Annotated in this window: 11 protein-coding genes and 1 pseudogene; 5 read left to right on the forward strand and 7 right to left on the reverse strand. The window is 55.4% G+C overall.

Annotated elements, in window-relative coordinates; all coding sequences use genetic code 11:
• A pseudogene (locus WW58_RS08360) lies at window positions 1–232 on the reverse strand (hypothetical protein); the annotation flags it as partial.
• Window positions 233–372: 140 nt separating this feature from the next.
• On the opposite strand from WW58_RS08360, the gene WW58_RS08365 reads away from it, so the two are divergent.
• The 5 genes from WW58_RS08365 (at window position 373) to WW58_RS08390 (ending at window position 6,914) form a co-directional block, all read left to right on the forward strand.
• The gene (locus WW58_RS08365) at window positions 373–1,083 is read left to right on the forward strand and encodes a GDSL-type esterase/lipase family protein (RefSeq protein ID WP_288143432.1); all 711 of its coding nucleotides are present in this window, start codon (window positions 373–375) and stop codon (window positions 1,081–1,083) included.
• A gap of 389 nt (window positions 1,084–1,472) precedes the next feature.
• Window positions 1,473–2,249, forward strand: coding sequence for a PhzF family phenazine biosynthesis protein (locus tag WW58_RS08370; RefSeq protein WP_046436882.1), 777 nt, complete (start codon window positions 1,473–1,475; stop codon window positions 2,247–2,249).
• Between the two features lie 494 nt (window positions 2,250–2,743).
• Window positions 2,744–3,343, forward strand: a complete 600-nt coding sequence (locus WW58_RS13355) for a manganese efflux pump MntP (RefSeq protein WP_146018789.1) — start codon at window positions 2,744–2,746, stop codon at window positions 3,341–3,343.
• Window positions 3,344–3,451: 108 nt separating this feature from the next.
• Window positions 3,452–5,680 (forward strand): discoidin domain-containing protein, encoded by a 2,229-nt coding sequence (locus tag WW58_RS08385; RefSeq protein WP_046436886.1) that lies wholly within the window; start codon window positions 3,452–3,454, stop codon window positions 5,678–5,680.
• A 16-nt stretch (window positions 5,681–5,696) separates the two neighbouring features.
• Window positions 5,697–6,914, forward strand: coding sequence for a hypothetical protein (locus WW58_RS08390; protein WP_046436888.1), 1,218 nt, complete (start codon window positions 5,697–5,699; stop codon window positions 6,912–6,914).
• 230 nt (window positions 6,915–7,144) lie between these two features.
• Here the strand turns inward: WW58_RS08390 and WW58_RS08400 are convergent, their stop codons facing one another.
• The 6 genes from WW58_RS08400 to WW58_RS08425 form a co-directional block, all read right to left on the reverse strand.
• Window positions 7,145–8,524 (reverse strand): replication-associated recombination protein A, encoded by a 1,380-nt coding sequence (locus WW58_RS08400; RefSeq protein ID WP_288143433.1) that lies wholly within the window; start codon window positions 8,522–8,524, stop codon window positions 7,145–7,147.
• A 107-nt stretch (window positions 8,525–8,631) separates the two neighbouring features.
• On the reverse strand, window positions 8,632–9,027 hold the full coding sequence (locus WW58_RS08405; protein ID WP_046436892.1) for a hypothetical protein: 396 nt from the start codon (window positions 9,025–9,027) through the stop codon (window positions 8,632–8,634).
• Between the two features lie 364 nt (window positions 9,028–9,391).
• The gene (locus WW58_RS08410) at window positions 9,392–10,318 is read right to left on the reverse strand and encodes an NAD-dependent epimerase/dehydratase family protein (protein ID WP_022197172.1); all 927 of its coding nucleotides are present in this window, start codon (window positions 10,316–10,318) and stop codon (window positions 9,392–9,394) included.
• A gap of 26 nt (window positions 10,319–10,344) precedes the next feature.
• The gene (locus tag WW58_RS08415) at window positions 10,345–11,439 is read right to left on the reverse strand and encodes a phosphotransferase enzyme family protein (protein WP_022197171.1); all 1,095 of its coding nucleotides are present in this window, start codon (window positions 11,437–11,439) and stop codon (window positions 10,345–10,347) included.
• A gap of 12 nt (window positions 11,440–11,451) precedes the next feature.
• Window positions 11,452–12,360, reverse strand: a complete 909-nt coding sequence (locus tag WW58_RS08420) for a sugar phosphate nucleotidyltransferase (RefSeq protein WP_046436927.1) — start codon at window positions 12,358–12,360, stop codon at window positions 11,452–11,454.
• A 75-nt stretch (window positions 12,361–12,435) separates the two neighbouring features.
• Entirely contained in the window at window positions 12,436–13,155 is a 720-nt protein-coding gene (locus WW58_RS08425) for a hypothetical protein (protein ID WP_022197169.1), read from the reverse strand.
• Between the last annotated feature and the right edge of the window lie 8 nt (window positions 13,156–13,163).

Below are 13,163 nucleotides of genomic sequence, written 5' to 3' on the forward strand. Positions count from 1 at the left end.
ACTCGTTCCACCCGTCCTCCCGCTCATTCCAAGCATCCCCGTCCGGACCGTCTTCCAGCGCTTCCGGGGAAGCGTCCGGCAACTCATCAAGCATGGGATTGGTTTCCAGCGCCTGACGGATAATCTGCCTTAATTCCAAAGCGGAAGCCTGAAGAATCTGCATCCCTGTCTGCATGGACTGGGAGACGGCCATCTGGCGCGTCATTCCATGCTGCAGGGATACCTCACTCATACCGCCCACAAGCTACACCACCCCCCGGAATCTGGCAAGGGGGAACACCCTGCAGCAAAAGCTGCCCGCACACCGCAGCAGCAAAAAAGGCCACCACTTTCATGTGGTGTTTTTGGAAAACGTTCATACAATAAATGCCAATGAAGATCTTACATATACTTTCTTTCTCCCTGCTGGCCTCCCTTCTCTCAACGGCTGCGCCGTCCCCTCTGACTCCGCTGCCACGGGAACAGCCCCAATGGTGGAGGAAGCAATATGAACAGCAGGTGGAACAAATAAAGAACAACCCCTGCGGCGTCCTTTTCCTAGGAGATTCCATTACGGACTACTGGAAAAGGGAAGGAAAACCAATATGGGAAAAGGCGTTCTCCCCCTATCATCCCTGCAATTTCGGCATTTCCGGGGACCAAACCACCAACCTGATTTACCGCATCACGGATTCCGGCATCCCGGCCCAGACGGACCCCAAACTCTGCATCGTCATGATCGGCACCAACAATACAGGTCATTTCAAAGGAGGGGAAGCCCCGGAAAAAACGGCCATGGGAATTCTGGGTGCCGTTGAACACCTGCTGGTCAGGTTCCCGGACACCCACGTCCTCCTGCTGGGCATTTTCCCGCGCGGCACAGGCCCCCAGGACAAGCTGCGCCAGCACAACGACCGCATCAACGCCATTCTGGCCCAGTGCAAGCTGCCCCGCACCACTTACGCCAACATCAACAGGCGCTTTCTGGACTCCTCCGGCAAACTGCTCCCCGGCATCAGCAGGGACAACCTGCACTTTACGGAAAAAGGCTACGCCATCTGGGCGGACGCCGTGCTGCCCTATATCAAAAAATACTGCAAATAGCATTCTTTCCCATCCTCAACGCATGACTGTCGGAATGCCCCCTTCCGCCAGTCATGCGTGCGGTTCGGGAACATATTTGTCAATCAATGATGAAGCTTACGCAGCAACAACTGTCCAGCCTTCATTCTTGAAACTGCGGTCATGGAGCCTGAAAAGCACCGCTCATGTCCATCAATTCATTTTTCCCGGCGGCTCCGCCTTGAATGCTTATGAGTAACATCCGGACTTTGGGTCGCCCGCTTTAATAAACGGTTAAGATATAAAAGCAGTACGGTACATGGAAAGTATTTACCGCCAAGCCCGCAAAAAGCTGCATGGATGCCAGGGCCCGCGTCTGAAAATTTTGCGCAGAACCGAAGTTGCAGTTGATTTGGAATAAATATATTATAATGAGACAATATATCATAGACGCCTTTACTGACAAAGTTTTTCATGGAAATCCCGCGGCGATTTGCATTTTAGAACAATGGCCGTCCGGGGAATTGATGTTAAATATGGCCGTTGAAAACAATCTTTCAGAAACGGCCTTTGCTGTCAAAAAAGGGGGGAGCTATCATCTGCGGTGGTTCACCCCCGGTGGAGAGATTAACTTATGCGGTCATGCGACATTAGCCTGTTCCTATGTTATTTTGAACTTCTATGAAAAAGAAGCGGCAAAAGTTGTTTTTCAAACTTTAAGCGGTGATTTGGTGGTAGAACGGCATGGTGATCTTTATGAAATGGATTTCCCCGCCTATGAATTAAAACCAGTTCCCGTAACGGAGCAAATGATCGACGCTATCGGTGCTATCCCCAGAGAAGCGTATATGGGGCGCGACCTTTTATGCGTGTTTGACGATGTAAAAATAATCGAACATCTCAATCCGGATCTATCAAAAGTTCATGCCCTGAACGGTTTTTTGCTCCATGTAACCGCAAAAGGTGCGGAAACTGACTGCGTTTCCCGTACCTTTGCCCCCAAATGCGGAGTGCCGGAGGATGCCGTTTGTGGTTCCGGTCATTGTCACATTATACCTTACTGGGCGAACAGATTGGGAAAAGACGACATCATAGGTTATCAGGCTTCCAAACGCGGTGGAACACTTTATTGCCGCATGGATGGAGCACGGGTAAAATTAGCAGGAAAAGCAGCCTTATATTCCATTGCCGAAACACAATCAAAATGAAGCGTCAATAGGTTAAGAACATATGCCGGGCGACGGAAAAAACGTCGTTCGACAGAAATTATACATTCCCAATGACACAAACGGCGGTTTTGAACAATCAAGGCCGCCGTTCTTCTATTCCCTAAAAAATAATGCAACTATGCTTTCAAACATGGCGGCCAATGGGAATAACTGCCATGAAGCACAAAGCATGCCGACAAATTCCGACGAGATCTATATCAAAAAATACATCCGCCGCAGAATATCATATCTCCAAACGTGAATCATACCATGTAGCAAAAGTGAATATTTTTTCAAACTTCCATCCGGTATGCTTGTGTCTTTACAGGTGTGTTTTTTATAGGAAATACAACAAAAAATCATGAAACAACCAAACCTCTCGGCCGGAAGCAGGAATCCAGCCGACCCGCCTGTGCCGCATTTGGAATCAGGAAAAAGCGCAAGGAACAAAAAAATTGCTTTTTCCCGGGGATATCCTAGAGTGCCTCTCCGCAATGAGCATGCCGCTTGCCGACTTGATCTTCCTGGCTTTTGCCCTCTCCGTGGACGCTTTCGTCGTGGCGTTCTCCTACGGCCTGCTCATTAAGCAAAAGCGTTTGAGCAACGGAATCAAGCTCTCCCTGTCCACCGGGGCCGGTCAATTCCTGATGCCCGTGCTGGGTTTTCTGCTTACAGGCTCCGTGCACCGGTATATTGCGGCCTGGGACCACTGGCTGGGCTTCGCCGTGTTCACCTTCCTCGGGGTCAACGTCCTCCGCGAAGGCTGGAATCACCGCAACGAAGAAGAGGATATGCCCCACGTCACCAGCCTGACGTTTCCTACCCTTATGGCCGTGGGAATCGCCACCAGCATCGACGCGCTGGTAGCGGGCGTCAGCATTTACCTTTCATCCGCCCAGTGTGGAACCGACCCTACCCTCCACGCGGTGCTTCTCCCCGCCGCCGCCATCGGCTTCACCACCTTCCTGTGCACGGCGGCCGGCTTTTTCCTGACCAGACGGCTGCACCGCTTTCCGACCTTTCATCTGGAAGCGGGAGCCGGGCTCATCCTCATCGGCTTGGGCGTCAAAATGCTCTGTGACCATTTGTGCTGAAATATGCCGCGAAGGATGATAAAAACGTCCTTCCGGCATCGTAATAAGTCGAAAAACGCACTGGTTCCCTCCCACCTCTTTCTGCTATTATCAAGTAATCCCTTCCACATGAATATTTCACATCTTCTTCTCTGCACTTCCCTGCTCGCGGCTCCCGTCTGCGCGGCACAGGGCCTGACGGAAACTGAAACGGAAACGCCGGCCTCCTCCAGCCGCCTGCCGGCGCCCCTGGCACAAAAAATTGCCTCCGGAGACTTTGATGGCCTGCAGACGGAACTGCGCTCCACCCTCCTGAAGGCTGGAGAACAAACGAAATCCGAACAGAAACTGCTCCAGAACAAGCAGTACCGCCATTTGCTGGACATTCACGAACTCCTGCGCGTCACGGGACCGGACAAGGTGAAAGCCGTTTTCTCCAAAAGCGCGCAAGATGCCGCTTTCATCAAAACCTTTCTACAGGACCCGGCGTGGATGGAGCTTTACCTTGGAGCAGGCCTGATTCCGGAAAATTCACCGGAAGGCCTTCAAATCCTCTCCGACATCTGGAAAGCGGACGGCAAGAGCCCGGATTTCCGGAATTACCAATCCCTGGCCACCGGACTGGCCTCTGTCTTTTCCACCGGCCCCGTAGCGGGAAGGCTTAAAACCAACTCCGCCAACAGCAATCCGGTACGCCGCTACCGGATTTTCAAAAAACTGCATCAGGAAAACAAACTGCATCCGGGATTCATCAAACTGCGCCCATGGGAAATGCGCTTCGTCGTGGGAAGTCCCTGGGACGATAAATCCTATGAATGGAGCAATGAACACGTCAACCTCCCCTGGCGGCGATACACGGCCGCCTGCTGGGCCGCTCCCTATACGGGCCACAATTTCTTTGGCGATACCATTCAGGGGCCCCTTTTCTACGTGCCGTGGAGGGATCTTAACACGACCGCGGAAAACACGCAGATCATCGGCGGCGTTTGCGGCGGCCTCTCCTATTTTGGCACCATGGCGGCCCAGGCCCACGGCATCCCCGCTTATCCGGTAGGACAACCGGGCCACTGCGCGTACGCGGTGCGCGTGAAGCGGGGGGAATGGAAAGGCGGCTTCGGCGGACCAGACGGAGGCATGCACAACCATATCTTCGGCTCCCAGGCTCCGACTTCCTACCTGCTGATGGAAAATGTCTTTGCTGACAACGATAAGGCGGACCAGGCCTACCTGTGGGCCGCCCAGGCCCGGCTGGACGAGGCTTCCGGCAACAAGGACAAGGCCATTCAGGCATGGGAGGAAGCGCTCAGGCAAACACCGCTGCACCCGTTCTTCCGCACGGAGCTTCAACGCCTGCTGATGGAAAAGGAAGGCATGCAACCTGTCGACTGGTACGTTTACGCCAAGGACGCCCTTTCCCACTATCAGGGCAACGGCTTTGCCGCATTCGACATCCTCAAGGACGTGCAGAATAAATTCCTGATGGATATTCCGCCCGCAGACCGGATTGCCTGGTTCCGGGACCTGCATGAAGCCATCGCCACCACTCCCACATCATGGGCGGTGAAATTCCAGCCCGTGCTGGACTCCCAATCCGCCTTCCTGGCAAATCCGCAGGAAAAAGCGGCCTATCTGGAAACAGTCCTATCCACCCACCTGAAAACGGGGGACGGCACCAACTTTGGCCAGGCATTGGAATGGGGCGTGAAAAACTTTGTGGAAAACGGACAGGCGGACGTGTTCTCCAACGCATTCGCCAAGGTAGCCCAGCAAACGGGAAAAACCGGGACCTCCGGGAAAGCCCCCGACCCCAAAAAGCTGAAGGAAGCCTACGGCAAAGCCATCTATGCCACGGAAACGGCCCGCTCCATTCCGGCCTTCCAGGCCTTGAGCAAAGCGGCGGCCTCTTTCTCCGGCGCCAATGCGACGAACAATACGGTCAAGGCGTCCATTCCGCAGGGCTGGAAACTGGTGCCCGCAGACGGCATGGTCCGGTGCTCCACCACGAGCCAGTGGGACAGCCCCTGGGACCATATCAACCTGCTGCGTCCCTGCGGCGGAGCCCAGCATACGGATAAGGAAGCCAATCCGAACGTCATTGTAGAACTGAAAAACGGAGTGAACCTGGCCGGGCTGGTAGTCACCAAGCGCGACGGCAATGAAAACCGGATGAAGAAAATGGAGGTCTCCACGTCCACGGACGGAGCCACCTGGTTCCCCCTGGCCGCCACGGAAAACATGCCCAAGGAATGGGTCATCACCGCTCCGGAAGGCACCAAAGCCAAGTGGATCAAGGTGGAAGCCAAAAACGCACAGCCGGAATTCATGCACCTGCGCCATATCCTCGTTTACGAAAAATAAATTCTCCATTAACGCCATGCTTCATCACATCAATCCCGTTTCCGGCCTGCTGGCCGCAGCCCTCTTCCTGTCCGCCCCTGTCCAGGCGGCCCTCCCCGCTTACAGCGCCGTGAAAGACGAGGCGAAAACCGTCAATAAATACATGATCGTCGTATGGGCCGGCACGGACTGGTCCCCAAAATCACGTGAAATCACCCGCGCTGTGGAACACCTGGCCAAGAACACCCCGGAACCCGTGCTCTGGTGTATCCAGGACGAGCGTGAGGAAATGACGGAAGAAGAGCAGAAACTGCCCAAGCCCCCGGGGGAAATCTGGAACATCCCCGCCCTTCAGGTGGTCTCCCCCACCGGAAACATGGTATTCCTGTCGGAAGGCGTCTCCAGGGAAACATTGCCAGCCGTCATGAAACAGGCAATGGAAGCCGTAAAACAGCAAAACAAGGCCAATGCCCTGTGGGAAAAAGCCGCCGCTTCATCCGGAACAGCCGCGGCCCTTCTTTACGGAGAAGGGCTTCAGCAGCTTCCTCCTTATGCGGCCTCTGCCAGAAAGGATATTCTGGAAAAAATCAAAAAGGCGGATCCGGAAGACATCAAGGGAGTGCACTTCAAATACACGTTCAGGCATCTGCCCTACATCGAAAAAGTGCAGAGAATGGTGAATGATTCCGCCAAAGACGGCGGTCCAAATGATTACAAAACCGCCCATGCCTATGTAAACAAACAGCTCAAAACCCCCGGCCTGACTCCCCTTCAAAAACAACAGGTCATGGCGGCCAGGTTCTGGCTCTACCGCAATGAGGGGAAAAAGGACCAGACGCTGAAGACCCTGACGGATATCGCCAGGATATCCCCTAAAACCCTCATGGGAATAGGCGCCCAGAACTACTACCGCTACCTGACGGAACCCGTCACCCTGAAAAGTCCTCACTTCACAGGCTACGACCTGCGTCCGGAACTGACGCCTACCCGCGTCAACGTCAGCAGCATGCTTGACGGCCCCGGAAACTACAAGATTACCTTCAAGATGAACAGCGGCGGCTGCAATATCCGCAACCCCCGCTTCATGAAGGGCAACCGCGTAGTCAGCGAACTGCCCAAGGACCGGCAGGACAAAAACGGGCGCGAATTCACCCTGCGCCTCTCCGGTTCCGAAAAGCCGGACTTGGTTTTCGACTGCCAGGGCCACGGATGGTTCGATGCGGACTGCGACATCATTGTGACCAAGGAATCCTGATTCCTGCTGGCAAACTAACAAAACCGCCATTCACAACCTTCACGAAGGCAGGACATTCCCAAGGAATTTCCTGCCTTTTTTCCGATGGGAGAAGAATTTCCAGCCAGCGCCCAAGCGGAAGCAGCCCTCTCTCCCTGCTTCTTGCCGGCCAAGGCCGAACAACATTCCCGGCAGCTTCAAAGGAGCAATCAGGGAAACCTTCTTCTCATTCCCGCGTTTTCAAGGGAGAATTACCCCTTCTTCCCGCCTTCCCCGGCGTTCTCCGCCAGTTGACGGCGGTATTCCATGCGTTCCCTGATCCTCAGTTCCAGCCCGTTTCCGGTGGGGGTGTAATACACGCGGCCTTCCGGGAGGTAGGCCTGGGGTACGTAATGTTCCGGATAGTCGTGGGAATAAAGGTATTCCAGCCTAGCGGCGTCCACGCCTCCGGCGGCAGCCAGCTTCTTGCGCGTTGGCGTCCGCAGGTGTTCCGGCACTGCCAGCGTTTTCCCATTGCGCACGTCATCCATGGCGGCATTGATGCCCACGTAGGCGGAATTGCTCTTGGGGGCCGTCGCCAGGTAAACCGCAGCATGCGCCAGAGGAATGCGTGCTTCCGGCATGCCGACCATTTCCGCCGCGCGCGCCGCGTCCAAAGCTACGCGCAGGGCGTTGGAATCCGCCAGCCCTACATCCTCCGACGCGGCGATGACCAGCCTTCTTCCTATAAAGCGGATATCCTCCCCGGCTTCCAGCATCATACCCAGCCAATACAGGGCGGCGTCCGGGTCAGAGCCGCGCATGGATTTGATGAAAGCGGAAATCGTATCGTAATGGGAATCCCCCAGGCGGTCGTATCTGATAGCCTTGCGCTGGATGGATTCCTCCGCTACGGAGATGTCCACATGAATGACGCCGTCTTTCCCCGCAGGAGTGGACAGAACAGCCACTTCCAGAGCCGTGAGCGCCTTCCTGGCGTCTCCGTCCGCTTTGGCGGCCAAATGGTTCAGGGCTTCCGCCTCCATATCCACGCGGGATGCGCCCAGCCCGCGCACCTCATCCGCCAGGGCGCGCTTCAGCAGGGCGGCCAGCTCCTCCTCCGGCACCGGCTCCAGCGGAAAAACCTGGGAACGGGACAGGAGGGGGGAGTTAATCGCAAAATAGGGGTTTTCCGTGGTCGCCCCGATAAACCTGACCGTACCCTTTTCCAGATGGGGAAGCAGAACATCCTGTTGAGCCTTGTTGAACCGGTGCAGCTCATCCACGAAAAGAACGGTTTTCCGCCCGTGCATGCTCATCCTCATCTGCGCCTGGGCTATTTTTTTCCGGATGTCCGCTACATTGGATTCCACGCCGTTGAGCATCATGAAATGGGCATTCGTCGTCCGGGCGATGACGGCGGCCAGAGTAGTTTTTCCGCACCCGGGAGGCCCGTAGAAAATCAGGGACGTAAACCGGTCCGTCTCAATTGCCCGTCTCAGCAGCTTACCCGGAGCCAGCAGATGCTTCTGCCCGGCCACTTCATCCAGGGTGCGCGGGCGCATGCGCGCGGCCAGCGGCATGGCGGAAGTGTCCGCCCCGGGCTCAAAGCCTTCCCTCGCTTCCGCTTCCTGTAAACTGAACAAATCCATCGGAAACACTTTACCCGGTTGAAAGGCCGGAGAAAAGGCCAATCCCCGGAATCCTGAAAGTTTGGCGGAAGCGACACCGTTCCCCCCTCAGGACGGAAAATGCACCTTTATCCAAACATGGACCAGCAGGACAGCATGAAAACCATGCTGACAGGAGCCAAAATGCTGAACAGCAGCCCCGCAACAGCCAATCCCCTGCGGTTCACCTCCCAGTAATGAAGGGAGGCGATCAGCATCCAGATGGGAATCACAACCATGTGGACGAGAGCCAGAAGCCCCCAGCCTGCCAGCACCAGCAAAAAGAGCCATGACTGCGAGCCGTCCGCATTATTGCTCGGCATGACAAGGCCAAAGAAGCGGTACACAAACAAAAAGAAGACGAATACGGCAAAAGGTATCCATCCCCAGCGGGCTTCCTCCTTCCGGCGGGCCAAGGCCAATTCAAAACAGGGATCTTTAAACGCAGGCCATTGCTTGGCGGAAGAATCTCTGAAGGAACGCATATCGCCCGAAGTCTCTATTATCGCGCCTTTCTCCCGTCAATGATATTCAATGCCAGTCCGGCTTTTTCCCGCAGAAAATTTTTTCCTCTAACAAATACGGGACATCGGCTTCAGCCAATTACCTTATTGTCAAACCAAAGGACTGTGAAAATTCATGAAAAACTTTTGACCATAAATCATTTTTTCATTCTTCCTCCCCCCGCTCTTCTTCTTTTCCCATAATGGGAAAAGTCTTTTTGCATGATCCAAATTTCAACACCCGTCCAATTTGTCATACACATCCCCAATTTCCCATAAAAAAGACTGCCTCCGCTACAGGAGCGGAGACAGTCCGGAGTAATATAAAACCGGAAATTACGGAAGGCTACCTGCCCAGAATTCCCTTGAAGTATTCCAGCGTCGTCGCCAGGCCTTCCGGCAAAGTATGCCTGGGCTGCCATCCGGCATTGCGGAGCTTGTCCGCACAGGCGCGGGAATGCTTGACGTCTCCCGGACGTTCCGGCGCATGAAGCACCTTGGAGGAAGATCCCGCAGCCTTGATGATGTTCTGCGCCAGCTCTTCAATGGTGATCTGGCCGCCGTAACCGGCATTGAACACGCCGGTGACTTCCGGGTGTTCCGCCACAAAGGTCAGGGCTCCTACAATGTCTTTCACATAGATGAAATCGCGCGTCTGGGAGCCGTCCCCATACACGGTGATGTCTTCCCCCTTGACAGCTTTTTCAATGAAAATGGGCACGGCCGCGGCATAGGCACCCTTGGGGTCCTGCCGGGGGCCGAAGACATTGAAGAAGCGCACGGCCGCCGTATTGATTTTTCCTTCCGCCCGGAACATGTTGAGGTAGTATTCCCCGTCCAGCTTGGTAATGGCATAGGGGCTCTTGGGTTCCGGGTACATGGTTTCCAGTTTGGGCACCGTAGGATTATCTCCATAAATGGCGGCGGAAGACGCCAGCACGATTTTTTTGACTCCGGCGGCGGAAGCTTCCTCCAGCACGTTCAGCAAACCGTTGACGTTGATGTCGATGCATTCGCCGATCTTGCTCATGGATTCCGGCACGGAGACGAGCGCGGCCATATGGAAAATATAGTCCACCCCCTGCACCGCCTGGCGCACCAGCTCCCGGTCGCAGATGGAACCTTCGATGAATGTGTGCCTGAGCCCTTCCAGGTTTTTGAGATAGCCCGTGCGCAGGTTGTCCAGCACACGGATTTCTTCCGCCTTATCCTGATAGTGTTCCACAATATGGGAACCGATGAATCCGGCGCCGCCGGTTACGAGAATCTTCATGTTCTTCCGATGTTGGTAAATATTGATTAATAGCGGTCCACAATGGCCTTCATTTCATCCATCTGCGCCTCAATGGATTCCACCAGGGCCATCTGCGTACGGCAACGGTCCAGGTTGTGTTCCGGACGGTGGATTTTAAAATACACGTCACCGGACAGGTAGTCCGTCAGGAAGCGGATGCCGCATTCCATCGTGAGCAATTTGCCGGAGAACGGCAGCAGGCTCTTTTCCAGAGGCGTCAGGAAACTCTTGGCGGAACTCAGGTACCCCTGCACCAGAGCTTCAAACATGAACATGCGCATCGTGACCTTGGAGACGTCCTTTTCATCTTCCGCGGCGGGAGACGTGGCCGTCCGGATCATGTCGCCGAAGTCGTAAATGGCGGAACCGGGCATCGTGGTATCCAGGTCAATCACGCAAATGCCTTCTCCGGTTACATCGTCCAGCATCACATTGTTCAGCTTGGTATCATTGTGCGTACAGCGCAGGGGCAATTCCCCGGATTTCAGGTAATCCACCACCATGTGGCAGTCCGCCTCGCGGGAAAGATACCAGTCTATTTCCTTCTGCACTTCCTTCACGCGCCCCAGGGGGTCGGACTGGATGGCTTCTTTCAGAGCCGCCAGGCGGGAAGTAGTATTGTGGAAATTGGGAATGGTTTCGAACAAGGGCTCTCCGGGCAGGTCTGCCGTGAGCTTCTGGAACTCGCCGAAGGCGCGCGCCGCTTCCTGGCACTGCTTGGTAGTTTCAATCTGGTCATACGTGCGTGCGCGTTCAATGAACGGGTACACGCGCCAGCAGTTGCCGTCCGAATCCAGGGCGTACGGCTTGCCGTCCACGGAGGGAACCAGCGTGAGAGTGCGGCGGTAAGCTTCCGGGCACTGTTCCTCTTTCAGGCGCTTCAGAGCGTGGTCCGTTACGCGCTTTACATTCTCCATCAGGGGGATGGGCTGCTTGAACACATTATGGTTCACGCGCTGGAGGATGTAACGGATACGCTGTCCCGCCTGATCCACCCAGATGCAGTAGGTGTCGTTGATGTGGCCGCTGCCGTAGGAGTAACCGTGGACAAAATCGCCGCGGAGATCGAACAGGGTTGATACAGCCTTGAGATCGTGCATAGGAAAAAAGGCTTAGTTGAGCTTTTCAGGGTATACGCCCTGCTGGATAAGTTTGTTGATGCCTTCCACAACCATGGGCTTATCCCCCGGATAGGTCATGCCGAACCAGGAGGAAGAAGTGGGAAGAACGGCGCAATCCGCCCGGTCCGCATGAATCAGGGCGTCCACCACGGTGGGAATAAAGCATTCGCTCTTGGGTTCCTGGCCGTGTTCTTTCAGGAAGTCAATGAAATGATCTTCCGTCAGTTCAATGAAGGAGGGGGAGAACAGCCAGAAATTCATGGAAACCAGTTCTGAGGGATCCACCGGCAGGCGTTCGCCCTTCAGGTTGTTGCCGCGCACGACGCCGTCTTCGTCAGCCTGGATTTTCACGAATTCCTCCACGCCGTCCAGCAGGCCGTCCTTGATGGAGCAAATGCCGCGGTTCACGTCCCCGTTGTCGGAGAGGGTGTTCTTCAGCGGATAGCCGATCATGCCGTAATGGGCCTTGCCGGGTTCATCCGTAGTGGAGGTCAGGAACTTGGCGGCCTGCACAAAAGCATCCGCACCGTAAAAGTCATCCGCATTCACTACGGCAAAGGGTTCCTTCACCACGTGGCGGGCGGCACGCAGGGCGTGGGCGGTGCCCCAGGGCTTTTCCCGGCCTTCCGGCACGGAGAAGCCTTCCGGCAGGTCGTCCAGAGACTGGAAAGCGTAATCCACCTCAATCTTGCCGGCAAAACGGCTGCCGACCTTTTCCTTGAAAATATCTTCAAAGTCACGGCGGATAATGAATACCACTTTTCCGAAACCGGCCCGGATGGCATCATAAACAGAGTAGTCAAGAACGACTTCCCCGTTGGGGCCCATCGGATCAAGTTGCTTGAGACCGCCGTAACGGCTGCCCATGCCAGCTGCTAAAACAAGAAGTGTAGGCTTCATCATACGCAGACCATTATGACCAAGCCTCCCCGTTTGGCAACAGGAAAATGCCGGAAAACCGGAGAAATCCGCCCGTTAAAAAACGTAAGAGCACCAAAGCCCCAGCACTACTTTTTTGAAATCGTCCCGCCCGTAGCCGCAATACCATCCCAGGAAAGGCTCCACCCGCAGACCGCCGGAAACGGCCCACAGCGCCCCCGTGCGCACCATCAGCTCTTTCAGGCCGTTCCTTCCCAGATAATCATGGACAAAGCCCAGGGAAACCGTATTCACCATGGCGACGGATTCGCACAGCAGGGGCTGCCAGGTAACGCCCCACTGGGAATACACCCCCTCCTGGCCGGAATCATACAGGAGGGAGCCGCGGAAAGACCAGGAAGGAGTGGGGTTCCATTTAAGGGAAAGTCCCGGCTCCGCCCCGTTCTTCAGAGGGCAGGAATCATACCGCTGTCCGTTGACAAAAAAACCGGCCGTGCATTCGTCCGCCAGATAATACTGGACTTCTCCGTGCAAGGTGGTCTGGCTGAAATGGCGGCGCTGCCAGTTGCGGATGGCGAAAAGTTCCCCGCTCACCGCCCAGGAATCCGACAGGGAGGCTCCGCCGGAAATCTGGCCCTCCAAGGAATCCCCCCCCATCTTTTCTCCCCGGTGGACATAATAGGAACGGTAGCCGCCAAGCATCTCCCCGCCCATGCGGATGGGGGAACGGCCGTCCACCTCCGTCAGGGGCGGCGGCCCGTCATACCCCAGGACGGCCTGCACGGCACAGCACGGAATGATGAAAAACAGCCTCATGAAAACCG

The organism is Akkermansia sp. UNK.MGS-1 (assembly GCF_000980515.1).
GTDB classification, from domain to species: domain Bacteria; phylum Verrucomicrobiota; class Verrucomicrobiia; order Verrucomicrobiales; family Akkermansiaceae; genus Akkermansia; species Akkermansia muciniphila.

Bases quoted from the DNA above. Each gene is read 5' to 3' on its own strand.
- WW58_RS08365 (WP_288143432.1), top strand. From the start codon at position 373: ATGAAGATCTTACATATACTTTCTTTCTCCCTGCTGGCCTCCCTTCTC.
- WW58_RS08370 (WP_046436882.1), top strand. From the start codon at position 1,473: ATGAGACAATATATCATAGACGCCTTTACTGACAAAGTTTTTCATGGA.
- WW58_RS13355 (WP_146018789.1), top strand. From the start codon at position 2,744: ATGAGCATGCCGCTTGCCGACTTGATCTTCCTGGCTTTTGCCCTCTCC.
- WW58_RS08385 (WP_046436886.1), top strand. From the start codon at position 3,452: ATGAATATTTCACATCTTCTTCTCTGCACTTCCCTGCTCGCGGCTCCC.
- WW58_RS08390 (WP_046436888.1), top strand. From the start codon at position 5,697: ATGCTTCATCACATCAATCCCGTTTCCGGCCTGCTGGCCGCAGCCCTC.
- WW58_RS08400 (WP_288143433.1), bottom strand. From the start codon at position 8,524: ATGGATTTGTTCAGTTTACAGGAAGCGGAAGCGAGGGAAGGCTTTGAG.
- WW58_RS08405 (WP_046436892.1), bottom strand. From the start codon at position 9,027: ATGCGTTCCTTCAGAGATTCTTCCGCCAAGCAATGGCCTGCGTTTAAA.
- WW58_RS08410 (WP_022197172.1), bottom strand. From the start codon at position 10,318: ATGAAGATTCTCGTAACCGGCGGCGCCGGATTCATCGGTTCCCATATT.
- WW58_RS08415 (WP_022197171.1), bottom strand. From the start codon at position 11,439: ATGCACGATCTCAAGGCTGTATCAACCCTGTTCGATCTCCGCGGCGAT.
- WW58_RS08420 (WP_046436927.1), bottom strand. From the start codon at position 12,360: ATGAAGCCTACACTTCTTGTTTTAGCAGCTGGCATGGGCAGCCGTTAC.
- WW58_RS08425 (WP_022197169.1), bottom strand. From the start codon at position 13,155: ATGAGGCTGTTTTTCATCATTCCGTGCTGTGCCGTGCAGGCCGTCCTG.